Source organism: Leisingera sp. NJS204 (genome assembly GCF_004123675.1).
Taxonomy (GTDB): domain Bacteria; phylum Pseudomonadota; class Alphaproteobacteria; order Rhodobacterales; family Rhodobacteraceae; genus Leisingera.
Genome location: NZ_CP035417.1, coordinates 733,996 through 757,574, shown reverse-complemented (window position 1 = coordinate 757,574; position 23,579 = coordinate 733,996). Strand labels below are relative to the sequence as shown.

26 protein-coding genes are annotated in these 23,579 nt (G+C 63.0%); 14 read left to right on the top strand and 12 right to left on the bottom strand.

Annotated features, from left to right (window positions below; genetic code table 11):
• Nucleotides 1-123 precede the first annotated feature (123 nt).
• Nucleotides 124-936: a protein-disulfide reductase DsbD domain-containing protein gene (locus tag ETW24_RS03835; protein ID WP_129372835.1), complete on the top strand. Its 813-nt coding sequence runs from the start codon at nt 124-126 to the stop codon at nt 934-936.
• Nucleotides 933-1,394 carry an NUDIX hydrolase gene (locus ETW24_RS03830; RefSeq protein WP_129369827.1) on the top strand — a complete coding sequence of 154 codons (462 nt, stop codon included), beginning with the start codon at nt 933-935 and terminating at the stop codon, nt 1,392-1,394. Before ETW24_RS03835 ends, ETW24_RS03830 begins: the two co-directional genes overlap by 4 nt.
• On the opposite strand, the gene ETW24_RS03825 is transcribed toward ETW24_RS03830, so the two are convergent.
• The 6 genes from ETW24_RS03825 to ETW24_RS03800 form a co-directional block, all read right to left on the bottom strand.
• Nucleotides 1,364-4,759 (bottom strand): efflux RND transporter permease subunit, encoded by a 3,396-nt coding sequence (locus ETW24_RS03825; RefSeq protein WP_129369826.1) that lies wholly within the window; start codon nt 4,757-4,759, stop codon nt 1,364-1,366. The genes ETW24_RS03830 and ETW24_RS03825 overlap by 31 nt on opposite strands.
• Nucleotides 4,760-4,764: 5 nt before the next feature.
• Nucleotides 4,765-6,219: an efflux RND transporter periplasmic adaptor subunit gene (locus tag ETW24_RS03820; protein ID WP_129369825.1), complete on the bottom strand. Its 1,455-nt coding sequence runs from the start codon at nt 6,217-6,219 to the stop codon at nt 4,765-4,767.
• A 128-nt stretch (nt 6,220-6,347) separates the two neighbouring features.
• Nucleotides 6,348-6,890, bottom strand: a complete 543-nt coding sequence (gene moaB, locus ETW24_RS03815) for a molybdenum cofactor biosynthesis protein B (protein ID WP_129369824.1) — start codon at nt 6,888-6,890, stop codon at nt 6,348-6,350.
• Nucleotide 6,891: 1 nt separating this feature from the next.
• A complete protein-coding gene (locus ETW24_RS03810; protein WP_129369823.1) occupies nt 6,892-7,512 on the bottom strand; it encodes a LysE family translocator in 621 nt (206 codons plus the stop codon).
• Nucleotides 7,509-8,108, bottom strand: coding sequence for a metallophosphoesterase family protein (locus ETW24_RS03805; protein WP_129369822.1), 600 nt, complete (start codon nt 8,106-8,108; stop codon nt 7,509-7,511). The genes ETW24_RS03810 and ETW24_RS03805 overlap by 4 nt, the downstream gene beginning before the upstream one ends.
• 15 nt (nt 8,109-8,123) lie before the next feature.
• The gene (locus ETW24_RS03800) at nt 8,124-8,888 is read right to left on the bottom strand and encodes a uracil-DNA glycosylase (protein WP_129369821.1); all 765 of its coding nucleotides are present in this window, start codon (nt 8,886-8,888) and stop codon (nt 8,124-8,126) included.
• A 206-nt stretch (nt 8,889-9,094) separates the two neighbouring features.
• On the opposite strand from ETW24_RS03800, the gene ETW24_RS03795 reads away from it, so the two are divergent.
• The 6 genes from ETW24_RS03795 to ETW24_RS03770 are packed head-to-tail and all read left to right on the top strand — an operon-like array spanning nt 9,095 to nt 13,147.
• A complete protein-coding gene (locus ETW24_RS03795; protein ID WP_129369820.1) occupies nt 9,095-10,045 on the top strand; it encodes an aspartate carbamoyltransferase catalytic subunit in 951 nt (316 codons plus the stop codon).
• 4 nt (nt 10,046-10,049) lie between these two features.
• The gene (locus tag ETW24_RS03790) at nt 10,050-10,583 is read left to right on the top strand and encodes a hypothetical protein (protein ID WP_129369819.1); all 534 of its coding nucleotides are present in this window, start codon (nt 10,050-10,052) and stop codon (nt 10,581-10,583) included.
• Nucleotides 10,583-10,966 carry a hypothetical protein gene (locus tag ETW24_RS03785; RefSeq protein ID WP_129369818.1) on the top strand — a complete coding sequence of 128 codons (384 nt, stop codon included), beginning with the start codon at nt 10,583-10,585 and terminating at the stop codon, nt 10,964-10,966. Before ETW24_RS03790 ends, ETW24_RS03785 begins: the two co-directional genes overlap by 1 nt.
• Nucleotides 10,963-12,273, top strand: a complete 1,311-nt coding sequence (gene pyrC, locus ETW24_RS03780) for a dihydroorotase (RefSeq protein WP_129369817.1) — start codon at nt 10,963-10,965, stop codon at nt 12,271-12,273. The genes ETW24_RS03785 and pyrC overlap by 4 nt, the downstream gene beginning before the upstream one ends.
• Nucleotides 12,273-12,878 (top strand): glycerol-3-phosphate 1-O-acyltransferase PlsY, encoded by a 606-nt coding sequence (gene plsY / locus ETW24_RS03775; protein ID WP_129369816.1) that lies wholly within the window; start codon nt 12,273-12,275, stop codon nt 12,876-12,878. The genes pyrC and plsY overlap by 1 nt, the downstream gene beginning before the upstream one ends.
• Nucleotides 12,875-13,147 (top strand): hypothetical protein, encoded by a 273-nt coding sequence (locus tag ETW24_RS03770; protein ID WP_129369815.1) that lies wholly within the window; start codon nt 12,875-12,877, stop codon nt 13,145-13,147. The genes plsY and ETW24_RS03770 overlap by 4 nt, the downstream gene beginning before the upstream one ends.
• Here ETW24_RS03770 and ETW24_RS24680 read toward each other — a convergent pair.
• Nucleotides 13,137-13,307 carry a hypothetical protein gene (locus ETW24_RS24680; protein WP_254695695.1) on the bottom strand — a complete coding sequence of 57 codons (171 nt, stop codon included), beginning with the start codon at nt 13,305-13,307 and terminating at the stop codon, nt 13,137-13,139. The genes ETW24_RS03770 and ETW24_RS24680 overlap by 11 nt on opposite strands.
• 421 nt (nt 13,308-13,728) lie before the next feature.
• Here ETW24_RS24680 and ETW24_RS03760 point away from each other — a divergent pair, with 421 nt between their 5' ends.
• From ETW24_RS03760 to ETW24_RS03750, 3 genes are all read left to right on the top strand, one after another.
• Nucleotides 13,729-14,202 carry a YHS domain-containing (seleno)protein gene (locus ETW24_RS03760; protein WP_129369814.1) on the top strand — a complete coding sequence of 158 codons (474 nt, stop codon included), beginning with the start codon at nt 13,729-13,731 and terminating at the stop codon, nt 14,200-14,202.
• A 123-nt stretch (nt 14,203-14,325) separates the two neighbouring features.
• Nucleotides 14,326-14,853, top strand: a complete 528-nt coding sequence (locus ETW24_RS03755) for a GbsR/MarR family transcriptional regulator (RefSeq protein ID WP_254695694.1) — start codon at nt 14,326-14,328, stop codon at nt 14,851-14,853.
• A 143-nt stretch (nt 14,854-14,996) separates the two neighbouring features.
• Nucleotides 14,997-15,413 carry a RidA family protein gene (locus ETW24_RS03750; RefSeq protein ID WP_164982683.1) on the top strand — a complete coding sequence of 139 codons (417 nt, stop codon included), beginning with the start codon at nt 14,997-14,999 and terminating at the stop codon, nt 15,411-15,413.
• A 220-nt stretch (nt 15,414-15,633) separates the two neighbouring features.
• Here ETW24_RS03750 and ETW24_RS03745 read toward each other — a convergent pair whose 3' ends face one another.
• The 5 genes from ETW24_RS03745 to ETW24_RS03725 all read right to left on the bottom strand — a co-directional run bounded on the left by ETW24_RS03745 (nt 15,634) and on the right by ETW24_RS03725 (nt 20,043).
• Nucleotides 15,634-16,344 carry a GGDEF domain-containing protein gene (locus tag ETW24_RS03745; RefSeq protein WP_164982682.1) on the bottom strand — a complete coding sequence of 237 codons (711 nt, stop codon included), beginning with the start codon at nt 16,342-16,344 and terminating at the stop codon, nt 15,634-15,636.
• A gap of 101 nt (nt 16,345-16,445) precedes the next feature.
• Complete coding sequence (locus ETW24_RS03740; protein WP_129369812.1) at nt 16,446-17,816, bottom strand: glutamate--cysteine ligase; 1,371 nt, start codon at nt 17,814-17,816, stop codon at nt 16,446-16,448.
• A 65-nt stretch (nt 17,817-17,881) separates the two neighbouring features.
• Nucleotides 17,882-18,409 (bottom strand): hypothetical protein, encoded by a 528-nt coding sequence (locus tag ETW24_RS03735; protein WP_129369811.1) that lies wholly within the window; start codon nt 18,407-18,409, stop codon nt 17,882-17,884.
• A gap of 252 nt (nt 18,410-18,661) precedes the next feature.
• Entirely contained in the window at nt 18,662-19,318 is a 657-nt protein-coding gene (locus ETW24_RS03730; protein WP_129369810.1) for a hypothetical protein, read from the bottom strand.
• Nucleotides 19,318-20,043, bottom strand: coding sequence for a 16S rRNA (uracil(1498)-N(3))-methyltransferase (locus tag ETW24_RS03725; protein WP_129369809.1), 726 nt, complete (start codon nt 20,041-20,043; stop codon nt 19,318-19,320). Before ETW24_RS03725 ends, ETW24_RS03730 begins: the two co-directional genes overlap by 1 nt.
• Nucleotides 20,044-20,055: 12 nt before the next feature.
• Here ETW24_RS03725 and ubiA point away from each other — a divergent pair, with 12 nt between their 5' ends.
• From ubiA to ETW24_RS03710, 3 genes are read left to right on the top strand one after another with little or no spacing between them, the layout of a single operon-like run.
• Nucleotides 20,056-21,018, top strand: a complete 963-nt coding sequence (gene ubiA / locus ETW24_RS03720) for a 4-hydroxybenzoate octaprenyltransferase (protein WP_129369808.1) — start codon at nt 20,056-20,058, stop codon at nt 21,016-21,018.
• Nucleotides 21,019-21,078: 60 nt separating this feature from the next.
• Nucleotides 21,079-22,968, top strand: a complete 1,890-nt coding sequence (locus tag ETW24_RS03715; protein WP_129369807.1) for an OmpA family protein — start codon at nt 21,079-21,081, stop codon at nt 22,966-22,968.
• The gene (locus ETW24_RS03710) at nt 22,968-23,282 is read left to right on the top strand and encodes a hypothetical protein (RefSeq protein ID WP_129369806.1); all 315 of its coding nucleotides are present in this window, start codon (nt 22,968-22,970) and stop codon (nt 23,280-23,282) included. The genes ETW24_RS03715 and ETW24_RS03710 overlap by 1 nt, the downstream gene beginning before the upstream one ends.
• The last annotated feature ends 297 nt before the right edge of the window (nt 23,283-23,579 follow it).

The following is a 23,579-nucleotide window of genomic DNA, read 5'->3' as shown; positions in this document are numbered from 1 at the left end:
AAAGGCCATGTCCGGTGAAGCCTCCGGCAAAATTGCCGCAAACCTGCCCTTACTCCAAGACAATGACCCGAACGTGACTTGGCAAACCCTGCCGCCAAGCGCATGTATCAAGGCATGAAACCGATGCAAAACAGACACGCTGCCGCCCTGGCGGCCTTGCTTGCCGTGACAGCGGGCGCCCCGGTCTTTGCTGGCGCCGCTGACAACGGGATTGTGCAGATTGAGGTGCTTGACGGCGGCATCACCCCGCGCGGCACCTATATGGGGGCGCTGCGGATCAAGCTGCAGCCGGGTTGGAAGACCTATTGGCGCGCGCCCGGCGACGCCGGCATTCCGCCCAGTTTTTCGTGGCGCGGTGCGCGCAATGTGGGCGGGCTGTCGATCACCTGGCCCGCACCCGAGATTTTTGAAACCTCCGGCTACCGCACCATCGGCTATCACGATCAGCTGGTGCTGCCGGTGGAGATCACCCCGGAGAAGCCCGGCAAGCCGGTACGCCTGAAAGGCCGGATGCAGCTGGGTGTCTGCAAGGATGTCTGCGTGCCGGCCGAGCTGAGCTTTGACCAGCAGCTGGGCAGTGCCGCAGGCCGTAACCCGGCAATTGCCGCTGCGATGGCCAGCCGCCCCTGGTCGGCCAAAGAAGCCGGTGTGCGCCATGCCGCCTGCAGCCTGCGCCCGTCTGAATACGGGATGAAAGTCACCGCCCGCATCTCGATGCCGTCCGCCGGCGGCGAAGAGGTTGCGGTGATCGAGCCCGGCAATCCAAAACTCTACGCCGGCGAGACAACCACCCGCCGCGAGGGCGGTTTGCTGGTGGCTGAGACTGAATTCCTGCCAGCTGACGGCAACGCCTATGCCATTGACCGCTCGCAATTGCGGATCACGGTGCTGGGGCAGAACCACGCGGTGGACATCCAGGGCTGCAGCGCCGGATGAGCACCGCCAGCAGCCCTCTGCGTCCGGTCCTGGGCACCATTGCCGTGGTCTGCCGCCATTTCGACGGGCGGGACCAGGTCATCCTGGTGCAGCGCGGCAAGGACCCGAATGCGGGCTGGTGGGGGTTTCCCGGCGGCCATGTCGAGATGGGAGAGACCGCCCTGCAGGCCGCCGCGCGCGAGTTGCAGGAGGAAACCGGAGTTATTGCCAAGCCGCTGGAATACCTCACCAATGTGGATGTGATTTCCCGCGATGCGGCAGGCACGGCACAGCGCCAGTATCTGCTTACCGTGGTCCTGTGCGGCTATATCAGCGGCGAGCCGGTGCCGGATGATGATGCTGAAAAGGCCGAATGGATCCCGATTGCTGAGATCGAAAGCCGCGGCCTGCAATTGCTGGAACAGGTGGCGGATGTGGCCCGGCTGGCTCAGACCCGCTGGCGGGCACTGAACCGGTAGGCAATGCCTCCGGCCAGATAGGCCAGCAGCGCCAGAACCAGCGCCCCCGCAATGCAGGCCAGCAGTCCGGCGCGCACCGGCTCCATTGCTGCCAGCGCAGGAAACGCCCGCAGTGCCGGATGCAGCACGCCGGTGGCCATGGCCCAGCCCAGCGTCAGCACCAGCCAGCCAAGCTGTGCCAGCGCGGTGCCCAGCACCAGCCAGCGCAGCCCCCCTGCACCGCGCCGCAACGCCCGGCGCAGCGAGGTCATCGGGCGTGAAAGGTCCCGCTGCATGGCGACCAGTGCAGGCACCACCAGCAGGACCAGGAACATGCCAAAGCCAAGGCCATAGACCAATGTGATCACCGTCGGCTTCAGGAACTGAGCCTGCTGCGAGCGCTCAAACAGCAGGGGCGCCAGCCCCAGAACAGTTGTCATAGTGGTCAGCATCACCGGCCGCAGCCGGTCAGCCGCCGCATCGATGATCGACGGCACCAAACCGCGGTCCTGCGCATATTGGTCGATGGTCGTCACCAGCACGATCGAATCATTGATAATGATCCCGGTCATTCCCAGCAGCCCCACCACGGTGAACATGCTCAGCGGCACCTCCCACATGTAGTGGCCCCAAATCGTACCAACCAGGCCAAAGGGAATGATCGCCATCACCACCAGCGGCCGTGTCCAGCTGGCAAAGATCCAGGACAGCACCAGGTAAATGCCGGTGAGGCACAGGATCAGCCCGGTGCCTGCCTCCTGCAGGAAGGTTTGCTCCTGCTCGGCGAGGCCCGACAGGGTCCATTCCACCTGCCGCTCGCTGGCGATCTTCGGCAGGATTTCCTGCTGCAACGCTTGCATCACGGCTTCAGCCCGGGCGGGGTCGTCCTCTGAGATGTCGCCCGAGACACTGATCACCCGGATACCGTTTTCCCGCCGCACGGTGGAGAACCCGGTGCGCTGGGTGACCGAGACAATATCGGCCAGCGGAACGTAGATCCCGCTTGGCGCCCGCATCAGCGTGCGCTCCAGAAAATCGGCAGTCAGCTCATTTTCAGGCAGCTCCACCCGGATCTTGGCGCTGCGCGGCCCATCCGGGTATGTCGCGGCCTCAATACCATTCAGCCGCGCCCGCAACGCCTGTCCCAGGCTGCCAATGGTGAAATTCAACGCCTGGCCTTGCGGGGTGAGGTCGAGGATCACCTCCTCTTTGTCGTAGGCCAGATTGTCCTCGACGGCTGAAACCTCAGGAAACCGCAGCAGCGCGGTCTTCAGGTCTTCCGCGGCATCCTTCAGCACTTGCACGCCGGGCCCGGAAAATTGCACGTCCAGCGCGTCGCCGCCCGGACCAGACCGCCAGCCGCGGAAAGAGACCGTCTCGACCAGCGGATGCCGCGCCACCCGTTCCTGCAGCTCGGCGACAAAGGCAAAGCTGGAGTAAGGGCGCAGGTCGGCATCGATCAATTCAATCGCGATACCGCCCAGCAGATCTGTGTCCTTGGCCTCAACCCCGCCAAGGCCGCGGCCCGCATTGCCGCCCACCTCGGCTATGACAAAATCCAGCGGGTTGCGGCCATAGCGGGCGGCATATTCCGCGCCCAGTGCCTCGGTGGTTCGCTGCACTTCCTGCATCATCGCCAGGGTATCACTGCGGCTGGCGCCCTCAACCATGGCGAAATTGCCGGTCACGGAGCCGCGTTCAGGCGCGTTGAAAAAGCGCCATTTGACGTCGCCGTTGATGAACAGCGCCGCCTGGCCGGCCAGAACCACCAGCGCCCCGGCCAGCACCGCATAGCGGGCCTGAACCACAAGCCCCATGAACGGGCGGAATGCATTGTCGCGCAGCCAGCGGAAGCCGCGGTTCACCATCCGGTTCGGCCAGTCATACCAATGCCGCGCCTGGGCATGGGTCAGGGCATGGGCCAAGTGGTTGGGCAGGATCAGAAAACATTCCACCAGCGAGGCCGCCAGCACCGCGATCACGGTGAAAGGAATATCGCGGATCAGCTCGCCAAAGCGCCCGCCTACCAAGGTCAGGCCAAAGAAGGCGATGATAGTGGTCAGCGTTGCCGCAAAAACCGGCATCGCCATCCGCCGGGCCGCATTTTCGGCGGCCTGCACCGGGTTTTCCCCCAGCCGCCGCACACGGAAATCGGCGTGTTCACCCACCACGATTGCATCGTCCACCACGATCCCCAGGGTGATGATCAGACCGAACAGGCTGACCATATTGATGGTGATACCGGCAGCATACATCAGCGCCACGGCGGCAAACATCGAGGCGGGGATGCCCATGGCCACCCAGAAGGCAATGCGGGTGTTGAGGAACAGGAACAACAGGCACAGCACCAGGGCAAGCCCCATCAGGCCATTGTCGATCAGAATATCCAGACGGTCGGTGATGCGGCCCGCGCGGGTGCGGATCAGCTGCGCCGTCACGCCCTGCGGCAGGCTGGCCTGCATTTCGGCCACCACCTCCTGCACCTGGCCCTGCAAGCGGATGGCATTGCCCTGGTCCGAGCGGTCCACCCGGATCGACATTGCCGGGTTGCCGTCCACAAAATACGAGCGGTTGCGGTCCACACCCTCGACCCGCACCTGTGCCACGTCGGCAATGGTCAGCACCGAGCCATCGGCATTGGTGCGCAGGACAATGGCTTCCAGCTCGTCGGGTTTGCGTTTCTCGCTGCCGGTGCGCACCCGCGCGTTGGCGCCGCTGACATCACCTGCCGGATCTGCATCAACCTCTGCCGCTATGGCCTCGGCGACTTCGCGCATGGTGATGTCATGGGTCATCAGCTTGGCGGTGGGCACCTCGACGATAGTCTCGGGTGCAGCCACGCCGCGGATGGTGGTGCGGGTGACGCCGGCCTCAAACAGGCGGGTCACCAGCTCATCCGCAAACAGACCCAGCTGGCCGGCGGCCACAGGCCCGGATATCACCACATCGGTCACCCGGTCGCGCCAGGCGCCACGGCGCACTTCCGGCTCCTCCGCCTCTTCCGGCAGGGTGGTAATGCCGTCGACCGCGGCCTGCACATCGTCGGTGGCCTGCCCCATGTCCGTGCCAGGCTCAAACTCCAGCGTCAGCGTTGCCCGCCCTTCGCGCGAGCTGGAGGATGTCTCCTCCACCCCGTCCACGGCCAGCAGTGCCGGTTCCAGAATCTGCACGATGGCGCTGTCCACGTCCTCGGGGCCGGCGCCTTCCCATTCGACGGTGACGGTGACGCGTTCGACAATCACATCCGGGAAGAACTGCGTCCGCATGTTGGGCATCGCTGCGGCGCCCAGCACCAGCATGATCACCAGCAGCAGGTTTGCGGCGGTGCGGTGGCGGGTGAAGTAACTGAACAGCCCGCGGGCCGGCCGGGGGAGCTTGCGGACCATGACCCTCAGCCCCCCATCCGGGATTCAATCCGGGTCACCAGCCTGACGGGCACCCTGGCCTCGGCCAGTTGCTGCAGCATCTGTTCTTTCATTGCGGAAGGCATCACGCTGCTGCCCTCGACAAACGCCACAAGCCTGGCCCGGCGTTCGTCGGTCAGCTCGATTAATTGCGGAAGCGCCTGCACCCCGGCCCCCTGACGCAGCGGGCGCACTTTAATGCCAGCCCCCAAAAGCGGCGTGCGTCCGGTCACGATCTCGCGGCCTTCCAGTCCTGAACCGCGGATCAGCACGTCATCGCCCTGACGGCGCACCAGTTCGACGGCCAATGACTCCAGCCGGTCCTCAGCCCCCAGCACAAGGACCGAGCCATCCGCGCCCAGCGCCGAGGCCGGAACACGGGCCACCGCCGCGACCTCAGGCTCGGTCACTTTTACGGTGACAAAATCGCCAGGTTCAAACCCCGGCGCAGCCTGCAGCCGGGCATAAACCAAGCGCCCGGTCTGCCCGTCACCGGCAGCCCCGCTGGCGCGGGAAATCTGCCCGGCTGCACTTAACCCTGCGCCGGCGGCATCCAGCGACACCCGCACCGGCGCGCGCAGCAGATCGCCCCCGGCATCAAGCAGCCGGGCGTATTGCGCAGTGGAAACCCGGAACGCTGCCTCCAGCAGATCCGGATCAACCAAATCCGCCAGTTTTTCATTGGCCGAAACCAGCCGCCCCTGCACAAGGTTAACCGCCTGCAAAGTCCCGTCAAAACCCGCCATGATCGTTGTATCGTCCAGCTCGCGCTGCGCTTCGTCCAGCGCGAGCTGCGCCCGGGCCACGCGGGTGGCTGCTTGATCCACACGCGCCTCTGCCTGGCTGACGGCCTGGCGGCGCGAGATTACCGCCTGGCGTGCCTGCACCGCTGCAAGCTCCGCCGTTTCCACCGTTGCGGCGGTGCCGACACCGCGCTGCTGCAAATCCACTTGCCGTTGAAAGGCCCGTTCGCGCAGCTGCGCCTGGTCCTGGGTGGCCTGCAATTCGTCCTGTGCCAGGATCAGCGCCCGGCCGGCATCGCGTTCCTCGGCGCGGGCATCCATCATGTCGGCCTCGGCCCGGTCCAGCGCGGCTTGCGCATCCGCCGGATCGATTTGCACCAGCACTTCACCTGCGCGGACCGCGCCGCCGTCCTCGAAATCTTCAGAGAGGTGCACAACCCGGCCCGCCACCGCTGTGCGCAGCTCCAGTGCGCGGCGGCTTTCCACCCGGCCAAAGGCCGTCAGCTCCGGCGCCACGGTCTGCAGATCCGCCGTCACCACATTGACCGCAAACACCCGCTCACGCACTGGCGGCGTTTTTTTCTCCGCATTCAGCTGTGCGTCAATCGCACTGAAAACCAGCTGCCCGGCATAAAGCAGCAGCGCTGCCGTTAAGGCCGCCAGGAACACCCCAGTCACACTCTGACGCAAAAAGCGCATGTCTCTCCCTTCCGGTGGCGGATGCTGCCGGGACCGCCGATGCGGCCAGCCAAAGCGCAAATGCCTTGTGCCCGCTTGGAAATATACGATTTTCCGCACAGGTTTACGAGGTTACACGCCGCGCGGGGTTACTTCCGGCGCAGATGTTCCTCCAATCTGGGCATGATTTCCACGAAATTGCAGGGCCGGTGGCGGTAATCAAGCTGTTTTGACAGGATTTCATCCCAGCCGTCCTTGCAGGCGCCGGGGCTGCCGGGCAGTGCAAACAGATAGGTGCCGCCCGCAACGCCGCCGGTGGCGCGCGATTGCACCGCGCTGGTGCCGATCTTCTGCATCGAGACATGGGTGAAGACGGTGCCAAAGGCCTCGATCTCCTTTTCATAGACATCCCGGTGCGCTTCCACCGTTACATCCCGCCCAGTCAGCCCGGTGCCGCCGGTTGAAATCACCACATCCACCTCCCGGTCGGCGATCCAGGCGCGCAGCTGCGCGGCGATTTCGGCGCGCTCGTCGGGAATGATCTTGCGCCCGGCAAGGGTGTGGCCCGCGTCCCGCAACCGGTCCACCAGCACCTGGCCGGAGCGGTCATCTTCCATTTTGCGGCTGTCCGACACCGTCAGCACCGCAATACGGACCGGGATGAATTCCATGCTTTCGTCAATCCGGGACATTTCACGCCCTCTCCATAATCGCCAGCCGTACGGCCAGCCCTGCAAAAATTCCGGCCGAAACCCGGCCCAGCCAGCGCGCGAACACCGGCGATCCGGTCAACCGCTGCCCGGCCTGGCCGGCAAAAACACCAATCAACCCGTTGATAAAGAAACCACCCACGGCCAGGATCAACCCGAAGACCAGGAACTGCACCAGCACCGGGCCGGCCTCGGGTTTCACAAATTGCGGCACAAAGGCCAGCACAAACAGGATCACCTTGGGATTGGTCAGATTGACCAGCAGCCCGCTGCGAAAAGCGCCGGCCCCGCGCCGCTGCGGCAGCCCCTCCGCCGCCAGCCCCCCGTGCAAGGCGCCCCAGGCCAGATACAGCAGATAGGCCACACCCGCCCAGCGGATCAGATCAAACAGCGCAGGCATCGCGGAAACCACCGCCCCCAGCCCTAGCCCCGCCAAGGACACATGCACCATGCTGCCCGCGGAAATCCCGGCACTTGCCGCCACCGCCGCCCGGCGCCCCGAGCGCAGCCCCTGGCCAAGACAGAACATCATGTCCGCGCCCGGTGTCAGGTTCAGCGCCAGCGCTGCCGGGATGAAGGCGAGCAAAGTTACCGCATCAATCAAGGCTGCACCTCAAACCAGCTCACCAAAGGGCCCAGATTGGCCACCTGCGTCCTGCCTATGCTGCCGCGAAAGCCCCAGCAATCATGCACATGGCCGCAGAGCAGCAATTGCGGCTGGATCCGCTCCGCCGCTGCCCGGACCGCCATGGAGCCGACGGACAGCCCGCCCGAGGTCACGTCCCCCAGCCCCTTGGGCGGTGAATGGGAGATCAGAATATCCGCATGATCACAGGCCGCCAGCATCGCTGCCGCCTGAACTTCGCTTAGGTCGCAAGACCAGCTGCCAAAAGGTGTTTCAGGCACGCCATAGCCCAGGCCGAACAGACGCAGCCCCTCAAAATCAACGCCCTCGCCATGCAGCACGGTTGTGCCGGGAAACTCCGCTGCACGCAACTCACCAGCGCTTTCACCATTGCCGGGCACCGCCACCATCGGCGCCTTCAACCCGGCCAGCATCGCCACGGCCCGGTCCAGTCCATGGCGCATATTGCAAAAATCACCTGCACCAATCACCAGATCAGCACCCGCGCTGGCCGCCACGATTTCCACCGCGTGGCTGCTTGAAAGATGCAGATCTGAAAACGCGAGAATCTTCATGCGGCTCCTCCTCCGTCAGGACAGGGCGCCCAGCCGTGCCTTCAGCTCAAGAAGATCACCCCAGGCCTGCCGCTTCTGCTGCGGCTGGCGCAACAGATAGGCGGGGTGGAACATCGGCAGCACCGGCTTGCCCCAGGCCTGATCCCATTGCCCGCGCAGCCGGGTAATGCCGCGTTTGCCCAGCACTGCCTGGCAGCTGATATTGCCCATCAAAACCAGAATATCCGGCTCTGCCAGCGCCACATGCCGCTCCAGAAAAGGCGCCAGCATGGCGATCTCGGCCGGCAGCGGATCGCGGTTCTGCGGCGGCCGCCAGGGCAGCACATTGGTGATATAGACGCTCTCGGCACGTGAAAGACCGATGGCCTCCAGCATCTTGTCCAGAAGCTGACCGGCGCGGCCCGTAAACGGTTTGCCCTGCAGATCCTCATCCCGGCCCGGCGCCTCGCCGATGATCATCACCCGTGCGCCGGCCTGCCCGTCCGAGAACACCAGATTACGCGCGCCGCGTTTCAGGTCGCAATGGCTGAAACCCTCAAGGGCATCGCGCAAGGCCGGCAGCGAAGCCGCCCCCTTGGCGGCCTTCTGTGCCACATCAACAGGGTCCGCTTCCTTAGGCTTGGGCGGCGGCGCAGGGGCGGCGCCCGGTTTCGGCTTCGGCGCAGACTGCTCCAGCGCATAGCGGTCCACTGGCGCATCGCAAAGCGCCTCGGTTGCGCCAAGCTCCGCCTGCCACTCCAACAGCGCCCGGGCGCTCCAGTAATCCAATGCCGATTCCATTCGCCCAAGCTACTCCGCCCGCAGCCCAAGCGGAACACCTCTCCGCGGCCATCTTGTAAATTCAAGTCTTTCATCTTTTCAGAAATACTCCGGGGAGCGCGAGGGGCCGGCCCCTCGCCTGCGCAACGTCTGCCTCCGCCGCAACGCCTTGCCGCACGCGTGCACCCCGCCTATAAGAACCCGCAAATCAAGCGGAGCTGCCCCATATGTCCTTCGAACACCGCCACCTGCTTGGCATCGAACCGCTGACACCGCATGAGATCACCGCGATCCTTGATCTTGCCGATGAATATGTTGCCCTGAACCGCCGGCCCGAGAAGCATTCCGATGTGCTGGCGGGGCTTACTCAGATCAACATGTTCTTCGAGAATTCCACCCGTACCCAAGCGAGTTTCGAGCTGGCAGGCAAGCGGCTTGGCGCTGATGTCATGAATATGGCGATGCAGGCCTCCTCGATCAAAAAGGGCGAGACCCTGATCGACACCGCGATGACGCTGAATGCGATGCACCCGGACCTTCTGGTGGTGCGGCATCCGCATTCCGGCGCGGTGGATCTCTTGGCGCAGAAGGTGAACTGCGCGGTGCTGAATGCCGGCGACGGCAAGCACGAGCATCCAACCCAGGCGCTGCTGGACGCGCTCACTATCCGCCGCTCCAAAGGCCGGCTGCACCGGCTGAACATCGCGATCTGCGGCGACATTGCCCATTCCCGCGTGGCCCGCTCCAACCTGATCTTGCTGGGCAAAATGGAAAACCGCATCCGCCTCATTGGTCCGCCGACGCTGGTGCCCGGCCAGTTCGCCGAATTCGGCGCCGAGATCTATGACGACATGCGCGAAGGCCTTAAGGACGTTGATGTGGTGATGATGCTGCGGCTGCAGAAAGAGCGCATGGACGGCGGCTTCATCCCATCCGAACGTGAATACTACCATCGTTACGGGCTCGACGCCGACAAGCTGTCGCAGGCCAAACCCGACGCCATCATCATGCATCCCGGCCCGATGAACCGCGGAGTTGAAATCGACGGAACGCTCGCCGACGACATCAACCGTTCAGTCATTCAGGAGCAGGTCGAGATGGGGGTCGCAGTGCGGATGGCGGCAATGGACCTGCTGGCCCGCAACCTGCGCGCCGAACGTCAGGCGAAAGCGGGCTGAACAGGTGGAGGGCGTGATCCATATCCCGGCAGGCGAACGCGGCGTGATCCGGCTGTTTGCACTCGACATGCGGCCTGAGCAGGCGGCATTCCTGAAGGAACCCGGCGCGCTGGCGCAGGTGCTGGGGATCAAGGTGCTGGATATGGATCAGGTGGAGATCTTTCCGGTCTCCGACCTGGAAGACATCGGCCTGACCGGGTACCTCACCGAAGGCTGCGGTGTGCCGCGGACGCAGGTCGAGGAAGACCGCGAAATGCTGGACGCGCTGGATGGCCATGTGCTGCTGATCCGCTCGCGCGCCTTTGACGGCGCCGAAACCCGGCTGACCCCGGCGGAGCAGATCACCCTGACGGGCACATACGGCGAGCGGCAGACCAATTGGAGCGCCCCGCCCGCAACCGCCGAAAGCGCCAAGCCCAATTCCGCCCAGAAACTTTCCCCGCGGCAGGCGCGCACCCAAGCCCGCCGTATCGGCGCTGCTTTGTTTGCCGTGGTGATGCTGCTGGCCGCACTGCTGGTCTGGGCATTGACGGTTTGATGGCTCAGACCGAATTCAAACCGGACCGCAGCGCCTATGTCCGCGCTCACGCCTGGATGGCGGCGATCGGCATGGGCGGCGCCATGGCGGTTCTGTGGTTCCTGGACAGCCCGCATATCTGGACTGGCGCTGTTGGCGGCCTGGCCGCCATCGCCCTGCGCGGCTGGTATATGGCCAGCGAGGAGCTGGCGGTGGTCTGGATCCTGACGGATACGGCCCTTACCGGCCCGGCGAAACGCAATATCATGCTATCCCAAATCGAGACCACCCGCACCATGGGCAGCTATGTGCAGGTGATCACCAGGACCGGCGACAAACACCTGATCAAATACCAGGCCAACCCGGCTGCAACGCTTCACGCAATTGAAAGAGCCAAGGCATGACCACTCTCTTCACCAACGCCCGCCTGATTGATCCTGAGGCAGGCACCGATGCGCCTGGTGCGGTGCTGGTGCAGAACGGGCGGATCGCGGCAATTGAAAAGAACGCCGGCGATCCTGACCGGTTGCTGCGCGCGCACAACATCAGGCCGGAGGATGCGGTCCGTCAGGACTGCGGCGGCAAATGCCTGGCGCCAGGCATCGTCGACATCGGCGTCAAGGTCTGCGAGCCGGGCGAGCGGCACAAGGAAAGCTACAAATCCGCAGGACTTGCTGCGGCAGCGGGCGGCGTCACCACCATTGTCACCCGTCCTGACACGGCACCTGCCATCGACAGCCCGGAAACACTGGAATTCGTCACCCGCCGCGCCCAGGCGGATACGCCGGTGAATGTGCTGCCGATGGCGGCGTTGACCAAAGGGCGCGCAGGACGTGAAATGACCGAGATCGGCTTCCTGATGGATGCCGGCGCGGTGGCGTTTTCCGATTGCGACCATGTGACCGGCAATACCAAGGTCTTTCAACGTGCGCTGACCTATGCCCGCTCCTGCTGCGCCTTGGTCATTGCTCACCCGCAGGAACCGGTTCTGAGCGCCGGAGCGGCTGCAACCTCCGGCAAATTCGCCGCGCTTTATGGCCTGCCGGCCGTGTCGCCAATGGCCGAGCGGATGGGGTTGGACCGCGATATCGCGCTGCTGGAAATGACCGGTGCCAAGTATCATGCAGACCAGATCACCACAGCCCGCGCCCTGCCCGCGCTGGAACGTGCCAAGGGCAACGGGCTGGATATCACCGCGGGTACGTCAATCCACCACCTGACCCTGAATGAGCTGGACGTGGCCGGCTACCGCAGCTTTTTCAAGGTAAAACCGCCGCTGCGGTCTGAGGACGACCGGCTGGCCGTTGTGGAAGCGGTGCGCACAGGTCTGATCGATATCATTTCCTCGATGCACACGCCGCAGGACGAAGAAAGCAAACGGCTGCCGTTTGAAGAAGCCGCCGCCGGTGCTGTCGCACTGGAAACCCTGCTGCCCGCGGCGCTGCGGTTGTATCATGCCGAACTGCTGGACCTGCCCACCCTGTTCCGCGCTATGTCGCTGAACCCGGCTAAACGGCTGGGGCTGGACAGCGGCCGCCTGGCCAAGGGGGCGCCTGCGGATCTGGTCCTGTTCGATCCGGACGTGCCGTTTGTGCTGGACCGTTTCAAACTGCGCTCGAAATCGCAGAACACGCCATTTGACACCCAGCGGATGCAGGGGCGGGTTGAGGCCACATATGTCGCGGGTGAGCCCGTCTACCGGAGGGACTGATGCCTGTTCTGGAAAGCTCTGCCGCCGTTCTGATCCTGTGGGCGGTGATTGGCTACGGCCTGGGGTCGGTGCCCTTTGGCATGGTCGTCACCAAGGCATTCGGGCTGGGCAACCTGCGTGAAATCGGCTCCGGCAATATCGGCACCACCAACGTCCTGCGCACTGGAAGCAAAGCCGCCGCGGCACTGACACTGATCCTGGATGGCGGCAAGGGCGCGGCGGCGGTGCTGCTGGCCCGCTCCCTGGCCGGCGAGGATGCGGCGCAAGCGGCAGGGCTGATGGCCTTTCTGGGCCATTGCTTCCCGGTCTGGCTGGGGTTCAAGGGCGGCAAAGGGGTTGCTACTTTCCTGGGCCTGATGCTGGCGCTGGCCTGGCCGGTTGGCATTGCCTGCTGCCTGACTTGGCTGGCAGCAGCGGCAGCCAGCCGGATATCCTCGATGGGAGCGCTGGTTTCTGCAGCCTCAGGCGCTGTTTGGGCATTGGTGCTGGGCTTTCAGCCTGTGGCGGTGCTGGCGGTGCTGCTGGCGGCAGTGGTTTTCATCCGCCACGCGGCCAATATCGCGCGATTGCGTGCAGGCACCGAACCGCGGATCGGCCAGAAGTGAGCCGTGGCTGGCCGGACGCGTTTCTGGCCGCCTTTGATGCGCTGCCTTTGGGTGCCTTTTACGGTTCTGCGGCTGGGCGGCACTACGCAGTAACCCGCCAGGATCTGGCCGGCGGCAAGGCCCAAAAGCTGGTAGCCCATGAACGCGGCGGCAGGGATTACATCAGCCTCAACCTGTACCGGCTGGCTTTTGGCGCGCAGCTGAAGCCCTGGGAAGTGCCCAAGGAAAAAGTGATCCGCTTTGTGCTCGCGCTTCAGGTCACGGAATAAGCCGTTCCAGCGCACGGCCATTGCCCCAGGTGCCGTGCAGTTCGCCGCTGGGCATCCGCACATAGACCACCGGATGGGTCTGGCCCCAGTTCACCCAGATCACATCGCCATTGCGCGAACCGCTGCCGGAATAGGATTGCCCGGCAATCTGCCACTGCATGTCCACGGTCCCGCCATTGTCCTGAAATCTGCACGGTTCCGGAATAAGCGCTGCCGTCGGGATTGCGCCCTTCGGCCCGGTAAACACCACTGACGTTTTGCGCGCTGGCCGGGGCTGCGAAAAGAGCAAAAGCCGTCAGCCCGCTCAGAACCGCGCGGCGGCTGGGTAATCCACGTGTCATTGTTGTCTCCATATTGTCTGCGGCCACTTTGCCTGCCGGCGGCGGTGCTGTCACCCGTTCTGCGCATGAATGCACAGAGGGCCAACGTCTGATGCACATTCAAATTGAGTTGTTTTGAACGTGATCGCCCGGCGTTCCACATCAGTGCCGTGACCCGCAGCATACCGCGGCACGTATTATGGAACACCAGCCGGGCGCAAATTCGCTGCAGTCCCGGCCGGCATTGAAAGGACGGGATCCATGAACAAAGTAAAAGCTCTGGTGAGCGGTGTGGCGCTTTCGGTTGCTCTGGCGACTTCTGCTATGGCTGCCGGTGTAGAACTCAACGCCTCCTCAACCGGCCTTGCCCTGCAGGGGTACGACCCGGTTGCGTATTTCACCGTTGGGGAACCGACCCCGGGCAACTGGAAGATCACCGCACTCCACAATGACGCGATGTACCGGTTCGCTTCGGAAGAAAACAAAGCTGAATTTGAAAAGAATCCGGAAGCCTACCTGCCGGCCTACGGCGGCTACTGCGCCTTTGGCGCCGCCATGGGCTTTAAATTCGACGGCGATCCGACGCTTTGGAAAATCGTCGACGACAAGCTGTATTTGAACCTCGCCAAAGACATTCAGACCCGCTGGGAAGGCGACATCCCAGGTTTCATTGAGAAGGCCGATGTGAACTGGGAAGATATCGAAGACAAAGATCCGGCGGCATTGCAGCAGTAACACATTACCCACCACTCACATGCGAACAGCCGGCGGCGGGGCAACCTGCCGCCGGTATTTCTTTGATTTAACACGACTCAGGTTTTCCAATTTTCTATCATTACAGAAATTTCGGATCCTGTGATGAAACTGACCCCCGCAATGCAGAACTTTATCCTTCACTGGGGCGAGATGGGTTCCCGCTGGGGGGTGAACCGGTCGGTGGCGCAGATCCACGCGCTGCTGCATATCGCAACAAATCCGATGACCGCGGATGAGATTTGCAAGGTTCTGGGGCTGGCGCGTTCAAACGTGTCCAACGGGCTGAAGCAACTGCAGGCGCAGGGGCTGGTCAAGGTCAGCCGCCAGCAGCGCAACCGGCGTGATCATTTCACCTCGATCCGCGACATGTTCGACCTGGTCGACGCGGTGATGGCCGCGCGGCACGAGCGCGAGTTTGCCCCCACCCTTCGGGCGCTGGTCGGCGTGATGAAAGAGGCCAAGGCTGAAAACACCCCCAACGCAGTCAAGGACCGGATGGGCGAGACCCTGCGGGTGATGCGGATGTTTGACGACTGGTACGCGGATTTCCCCCGCCTGCCCCGGTCGGTGCATCTGGCTGTGCTGAAGCTGGGCGCAGAGGTGGCGCGGTTCCTGCCGGGAGCAACTTAGATGGGAAAAATGCAGAGCGGGAGCGGCCCGATTGCAAGATAAAAGAGGGTGTCCGCAAACGGTGTTGGTCGACTTTGAGGACGAAGCGGACTCTTAGCTTACATTCGGATATCATTGATCCTGCTCATAGGGGAACGGATGGGATGAAGATCAAACGTCAGCTGATTTCGAACGGCAACCCGATGGAAGAGATCGTCGGTTTCAGTCGTGCGGTTCGTGTAGGGCCATTCATCTCAGTTGGTGGTACGGCTCCCGTCGACAGTGATGGAAAAACAGTCGGCGTAGGAGATGTCTACGCCCAGACGAAACAGTGCTTCGAGATCATCAGGGCAGCACTCGAACAGGCCGGTTCCGGTTTGCATGATGTTGTCCGCACGCGCGTAATTCTGACGGATATCGACAATTGGAAAGACGCAATCGAGGCCCGTAAGGAATATTGCCGCGATGCGCGCCCTGTCGATACGATCATGGCGGTCAATAGATTCGTGAATCCGGAATGGCTCGTTGAAATCGAAGTAGATGCTGTGGTCGCCGACACTAGCGTTCTGTCAGACGATTGATGCCTGGATGATGGCTCTTGGCTGAAGCCACGCAAGCCGAAATTCCAGCCACCGTATGTAGCCGTCGAGGCTCTTGATGGACTTTTCATACCTGGCGTGGAGGGAGTTCACATTCTGGATGTGATAACAGCCTACTGCGACACGCGTCCCTTGCCTGCTACCGACCACGAGGTGTTCGATGCAGCCCGCTGCTGACGCCCTGGCAGGATGCCTCGGGCAGTTAAAACCGGCCTGCCGACTTCACCTGATTCCGGCCGCCGTGCTTGGCTGCATAAAGCGCTTCATCCGCCTCGCGCAGCACTGCCTCCACGGTCCGGCTGCCGTCGTGATAGCCAAGCCCGATAGATACCGAGCACAGAAGGTGTTCCGCTCCAACAGACAGGGCCTGCGCACCAATGGCTTGGCGGATCTCCTCGGCCTTTTGCATTGCGGTCTTCAGAGAAACATCCGGCAAGCACGCAACAAATTCCTCGCCGCCAAAGCGGGCCGCGATTCCTCCGGGCTGAACTCTCTCTTTCAACACGCCCGCCACAAACCGGATAACCTCGTCGCCGGCCTGATGCCCATATGTGTCATTGACCAGTTTGAACCGGTCGATATCAGCCAGCAGAAAACTGCCCTGAAAATCATTGCCCAGCCCGGCGATCAGCCGGAAGAAGTGATCGCGGCTGTACAGCGACGTCATCTGGTCATGCGCCGCCAGTTTCAGCAGCTTCTCATTCAGAATGTGGATTTCCAGCAGCCGGCACGACGCCCAATACGAGGCAACGGGTGCGATAAGCAACGGCGCCAGCGTCGAAGGCACCAAGGCAGCTCGGCTCAGCCCATCAGGCGCAGTCAGACCGGTCACTATCCAGGACACGGCCAGGGAAACAACAGTCACACAGGCAACAAAAAACCATTTCTGGCTGCTATTTCTGATTGCCAGCATGAAGTCCCCGAAACTATCCCCAAGGATCATTCTGGTGCAATTTTTTGCCGAAAGACAATATATCTAAAGTATAGGCGGCCCGCCGGGGCCGCCTGTGCAGATCAATAGGCAAACTCGCCGTAGATCCGGCTGAGGTCTTCGTCCCAGGCACCGTTGTAACGCGCCAGCAGCTCATCCGCCGGGACCTTGCCGGTGTCGAGGCTGTCCTTCAGAGCGTTCAGGAAGTGGGTCTCATCCGGCACCAGCCCGCCGGCGCCGGGCTTCTGCCGGGCTTTCAGACCGCTTTCCGAGATGGCGACTGCTTCGCGCGCCAGTTCATGCATGTCGATGCCGCCGACCTTGGCCTGCAGCCCCTGTTCTGAGGCCGCCACGCGCAGCGCATCACGGGTTTCCGCGTCCCAGCCCTTGACCAGGTCCCAAGCGGCGTCCAGCGCCGACTGGTCATAGGTGAGGCCGACCCAGAAAGCGGGCAGCGCACACAAACGCCGCCACGGGCCGCCATCGGCGCCGCGCATTTCGATGAATTTCTTTACCCGGGCCTCGGGGAAAACGGTGGTGAGGTGATCGGCCCAATCACTAAGCGTCGGTGTTTCACCGGGCAGCGCCGGCAGCTCCCCCTTCAGGAAGTCGCGGAACGACATGCCCAGCGCATTCACATATTCGCCGTTGCGGTACACAAAATACATCGGCACATCGAGCGCATATTGCACCCAGGCCTCGAACCCGAAGCCCTTTTCAAACACAAACGGCAACATCCCGGTGCGGTCGGCGTCCAGATCGCGCCAGACGCGGGCGCGCCAGGATTTATGGCCGTTGGGTTTGCCGTCGAGGAACGGTGAATTGGCAAACAGCGCGGTTGCCACCGGCTGCAGCGCCAGTGCAACACGCATCTTCTGCACCATGTCAGCCTCGGATTCGAAATCGAGGTTCACCTGCACGGTGCAGGTGCGGCGCATCATGGTGGTGCCCATGGTGCCGACCTTTTGCATATAGCCGTCCATCAGCTTGTAACGGCCCTTGGGCATCAGCGGCATGTCTTCATGGCGCCACACAGGGGCGGCGCCCAGACCGATAAAGCCGACACCGATCTTGTCGGCAATGTCCTTCACGTCGCGCAGGTGGGCGTTTACCTCGTCGCAGGTCTCGTGGATGGTTTCCAAAGGCGCACCGGAAAGTTCCAGCTGCCCGCCCGGCTCCAGCGAGATATTGGCGCCGTCCTTGGTCAGGCCGATGAGGTTACCGCCTTCGGTCAAGGGTGCCCAGCCGTGGCCGTCGCGCAGGCCTGTCAGCACGGCCAGGATCGAGCGTTCGCCCTCATAGGGCAGCGGCTTCAGCGTATCTTTGCAGAAGCCGAACTTCTCATGCTCGGTGCCGATGCGCCAGTCTTCCTTGGGCTTGCAGCCGTCGGCAAGATATTCGGCAAGCTGTTCGTGGCGTTCGATCGGTCCGCCGCCGGACTGGGGAATGGACATGCCTGGCACTCCGTCCTGTTAGGTCTGTCATGAAGGGTCAGTCGTGGGCGGAATCACCGCCGGTGTCAATGCAGGCGCTGATGTTCGGGCCGGCTGGAGGAGCGCTCCCAGATCACGACCTGGTGAGGGCCGCGGCGGCGCAGTTCGGTCAGCATCCGTTCGGTCTTAAGCCCCGGCAGAGCAGCAAAGACGTCAAACAGCGCCTCGTACCCTTCGGCATTCACCGGGATTGCCAGCGGCGGCTGGCCGGGCTGCTCCAGCAGCCAGTGCGGCGGTTTTGAGGATTGATCCAGCGCCAGCCGCTCCAGTTCGGAAGCCGCTACGGCACCACCGGTGAGCGGCCCGAAATAGGCGATCTGCCCTTCGTCGACCTGAACGACGCCGGGTCCACTGGTGCCGCGCCGGAAGCGCATCCGCTGCGCGCCGATAACAGCTGTCACAAGACCGGTGGCCACAAAGGCCCAGCCGGTGATCGCGGTGAAACCAGCTTCGGAGAAGGCCCATTTCAGCCCCAGCAGGAACATCAGTCCCGCAGCAAGGACCTCGCGCCATTGCCAAAGGGCGGCGCGGGCTTCGGGGCGGATGAAACTCATGTGTCTCGCCTCTAAAAAACGTTCGGCAGGCGAAGCTGCCTGCCCTGCCCTTCTTATTTGTGGCGCCGGGACAACGGATGCAATGGCCGACAGGCTGATTGCAGACCGCTGTGTCATTCTAGGTGTCACTGACACCAGCAGTTCAGCCTTCCGTCGGCTCGGAATCTCCACGCCGCCTTCCATGTTAACACGAACCAGTTTCGAGGGTCTAAGGGAAGACAAAGATGGTTAGCGCTTTGCCAGCCTGAACTTCTAGAAGTTACTCATCCTGGCACATCCAGAAAATGGCGCTTGAATGGCCTCAAACTCCATAAGCGTACAATCCAGCAGCAGCTCCAGGCCTCCAGCAGTCTTGCGGAAAAGCTTGCCGCCTTCGCATTCGTACTGCTGCAGCAACTCAGGAATTTTCCCGCGTTTCACTTCGATAGTTCGGGCGAGTTCTTCCCGCTCATAACCGGTCAAACCAATTCCCCGCGGGCGGTATGCATGCGCCCAATTTTGGAATTGCCGGTTCAAGACCAGTCCACTTTCAAGCAAAATTTCATCACGATCATCGACAATATGCTTGAAAGTCACCACTCGCTTATCGAGAAAGTATCCCCCTGTGTCGTACGCAGTCAGCTCAGGGAAAAACTCCAACGCTGTGAAATACGGAGGGCGGCTAACGGCAGAGAATAGATGCGGTGTGCCTTTTTGCATTGCGCTGTAAATGAAATATTCGCCATCAGGCGATAACGCACAATCAAATCCGTACACTCTTGTCTTCACCCACTGCCCTGGCACAATCTTGTCGCCATTTGTATCCCAGGAAATCAACCGGTGCAGGCTGCTGCTTGCCCGGTAAAGGATTACGGCTGTAGAGTTCTCCGCAGCAAAAAACAGGTGCAATTCGCGGTGCGGTTTGTCCATCACCAATCTCCCAGCACCTGTTGCCAAAGTGTCATCGCCGCAACTGCCGCCGTGTCGGCCCGCAGAATGCGGGGGCCAAGGCTGACCACATGGGACTGAGTATGATTGTGCAGCCGTTTTCGCTCAGTTTCCGAGAACCCGCCCTCAGGACCTATCAGAATGGCCCAGGGCGCACCCTTTTGGGTCTCTGCCGCCAGTTGCAGCGCGTTGCCCACCTCGGCCTCATCGCAGAACATCAGTTGGCGCCCGGCGGGCCATTGGTCCAGCAGGCGCGATAGCTTTTGCAGCTCAGCCACCTCCGGCACATAGGTGCCGCCGCATTGTTCCGCTGCCTCCACCGCATGGGCCTGCAGCCGGTCCCGGCGTATGCGCTCGGAATTGGTGAACTCGGTCTGCACCGGCAAGATACGGGCGGCGCCCATCTCAGCCGCCTTCTCAACAATAAAATCGGTGCGTGCCTTCTTGATCGGGGCAAACATCAGCCACAGGTCCGGCGGCATTTGCAGCGGCTTGGTCTGCTGCTGGCACACAAGCGTACCGCCGCGTTTTCCCGCCTCGGCGACCTCGGCCAGCCACTCGCCGTCCTGGCCGTTGAACAGTGCCACAGCAGCCCCTGCCGCTTGCCGCATCACCCCGAACAGGTAATGCGCCTGATCACGATCCAAGGGAACCGATTGCCCTGCCCCCAAAGGGTGCTCTACATACAGTCTGATTTTTGCACTCATGGGGTCCTACATATGCAAGGCCAGAAGCCAGCGCCAGAGGGTCAGGTCGCGGATGCGGTCCGGGGAAACTGGGTCGACACCTATGCGCCGGAGTGGACGCGGCCCTATTTGCGCCTATCGCGCGCTGACCGTCCGATTGGCACCTGGCTGCTGCTGATCCCTTGCTGGTGGGGGCTGGCGCTGGCCATTCTGTCGGATCAGAACCCGCGCTGGCAGGACCTGTGGATCGCCATCGGCTGCGCAGCGGGCGCTTGGCTGATGCGCGGCGCGGGCTGCACCTGGAATGACATCACCGACCGCAATTTCGACGGCCAGGTAGAGCGCACCCGCTCGCGCCCGATCCCCTCGGGCCAGGTCACGGTCAAGGGCGCGCTGGCCTGGATGGGGCTGCAATGCCTGGCGGGCCTGTTGATCCTTTTGACCTTCAACCAGGCGGCCATTGCCATGGGCATCCTGTCACTGCTGCCTGTCGCGGTGTACCCCTTTGCCAAACGGTTCACCTGGTGGCCGCAGGTGTTTTTGGGGCTGGCTTTCAACTGGGGCGCCATGCTGGCCTGGGTGGCGCATACCGGCACCCTCGGCTGGCCGCCGGTGCTGCTGTATCTGGCGGGCATCGCCTGGACGCTGTTTTATGATACCATCTATGCCCATCAGGACACCGAGGACGACGCGCTGATCGGGGTGAAATCCACCGCCCGGCTGTTCGGCACGCAATCCCCGATGTGGCTGCGCCGCTTTATCGTCGCCTTTGTCAGCCTGATGGCGCTGGCGGTGATCCTGGCAGTCCAGGACAGCGCCTCGGTTCTGGCGCTGGTGCTGGCGCTGGCGGCACCTTGGGCGATGGGCTGGCACCTGACCTGGCAACTGCGCGCCTTTGACGCGGAAAACACGCAAAGACTCTTGCAGTTGTTCCGTCTCAACCGTGATACCGGCCTGATTCCGCTGATCTTCTTTGTGCTGGCCATGTTCGTGTGATTGAACCGCAGCCGCGCGCAGGGTAAGAGCCTGTAACGCAAACTGGGAAAATGCTGCCATATGCGCCTGTCTAAGCTGTTGATCCCGGGTCTGGCCTTTGCCGCTGCTGCCGGGCTGAGTCTTGTTGCCGCCGGATTTGCCGTCACCGCGGTGGAACGGAGCACAGAAACAGGTGTGCGCCGGGCGTTGGATGATGGCGGTTACACTTGGGCTGAGGTGACTGCGGACGGTTTGCAGGTGCTGCTGGAAGGCACCGCCCCTGATGAGGCCACCCGGTTCTCGGTCAAATCACTGGCCGGCACGGTTGTCGATGCGGCGCGGATCGTTGATGGCATGGACGTGCCGCCCGCCGATGGCCTGGCACCGCCGCGGTTTTCTGCCGAAATTCTACGCAATGACAGCGGCATCTCGATTATCGGGCTGATCCCTGCAGGCTCCGGCCGCGCCGCACTGGTCAAGGAGCTTGAGACGCTGGCAGGTTCTGAGAACGTGGCAGATCTGCTGGAAACAGCGAAATACACGATCCCTGACGGCTGGCAGGAGTCTATGCTGTTTGCGGTGGAAGCCCTGAAGCTGCTGCCGCGTGCCAAAATTTCGGTGGCGGCCGGGGATGTCTCGGTCACCGCCATTTCCGACAGCGCGGACGCCAAGGCACGGCTGGAGGAACAGCTTGGCCGCACGGCACCGCCGGGCATGCGGCTGGCACTTGATATCGCGGCACCGCGCCCGGTGATCACCCCCTTCACCCTGCGCTTTCTCTTGGGACCGGACGGCGCAGAATTCGATGCCTGCTCCGCCGAGAGCGAGGAAAGCCGCAGCCGTATTCTGGCCGCCGCCCGCAAGGCCGGGCTGCAGGAGGAAGCGGATTGCGTGATTGGCATGGGCGTGCCCTCGCCCAACTGGGCCCGCGCGGCGGAACTGAGCATTGCAAGCCTGGCCGAACTTGGCGGCGGTACGGTGACCATTGCCAATGCGGATATCACCTTGGCCGCCGCAGAAGGCACCGAAAGCGCGCTGTTCGACCATGTGGCGGGCGAGCTGGAAAACGCCCTGCCCCGGGTCTTTGCGCTGCACGCGGTCCTGCCGGTGCCGGAAACCCGGGACGCCGGCGGCATCCCTGAATTCACCGCGACTCTCAGCCCTGAAGGCCAGGTGCAGCTGCGCGGCCGCCTTACCGATGCGGCGCAGCGCATGGTGGCCGACAGCTATGCCAAGGCGCGGTTCGGGTCGGACAACGTGCACACAGCAGCCCGTGTTGTCGCCGACCTGCCAGCCGATTGGCCGGTGCGGGTGCTGGCAGCGCTGGAAGCGCTCTCCTATTTGCAGCGCGGCGCAGTCACTGTAACGCCCGGCAATCTGGAGCTGCGCGGCATGAGCTACCGCAAGGACGCCCCGGCTGAGATCGCCCGTTTCCTGTCGGCCAAACTGGGCGAGGCCGACACTTACGGCCTCGACATCAGCTATGAAAAGCCGCCCGAACCCAAGGACAAGCCGCTGCCGCCGGAACTTTGCGAAGCGCAGCTTGCCAGCGCCCAAAGCGAGGCCAAGATTGCCTTTGAACCCGGCTCGGCCACCATCGCGGCGCAAAGCACTGGAACCATGGACCGGATCGCCGGCGTTCTTGGCCGCTGCGGACCGGTGCGGCTGGAAATCCAGGGCCATACCGACAGCCAGGGCCGCGAGGCGATGAACCAGAACCTGAGCCAGGCACGGGCCCAGTCGGTGCTGAACGAACTGCGGGCGCGCCGGGTGGTCACCTCGACCTTTGCCGCCAAAGGCTATGGCGAAAGCGAGCCGATTGCCGACAACGCAACGGAAGACGGCCGCGAATCCAACCGCCGAATTGAATTCAAATTGATCCGCCCTGCGGCCGTGGAAGACGCCGCTGATACGGGCAACGGCGAAGAGGCCGCCGAAAGCGCAGAAGACGCACAGGAGACCAAAGAGTAATGAACAGGACAGAGTTCATCATCACCACCGCGATCATCCTGTTCGCGGCCTTTGCCCTGGGCTGGTTCGCCAACTGGCTGGTGCACCGCTTCACCCGGGTGCGGCAAAGCGATGTGGCCGACCTCGACCGGATGAGCCAGGAGCTGCATGAGGCCGAAGAAACCCGCGACCAGGCGATCACATATTTGCAGCAGCGCGAGGCGGAGCTGACCAACCAGCTGACCCAGACCGAGGCCGAGCTGCGGGCAACAATGGATGGCCTGCGCGAGGCCCGCCGCGAAGCCGAAGAGCTGCGCAACCAGATCCCGCATTGAGGCCGGGGCAGCCGGGCACTCCCGCGCCTGCAGCCCGCGCTGGCTGCGCCAGCACCGTCTGGGCAGGCTTGGGCGTGGCGCCGTGCCGGCGCACGGCGGTTGCCTTACTGCTCACATATGGCCTGAACGGGCAAGTCTGCCCTCCAAGCCCTGTCTGATGTTATATGAAACCGGCGTATCCAGGCGAAGCCGTTCGGGGTTCGCGGGGCCTGCCGCCATTTGCAACCGGGCTGCGCCGCGCAAGGCGCGGTGCCGGGCCCAACAGGCGGAAATCATCTCCTGATGATTAAACACCTG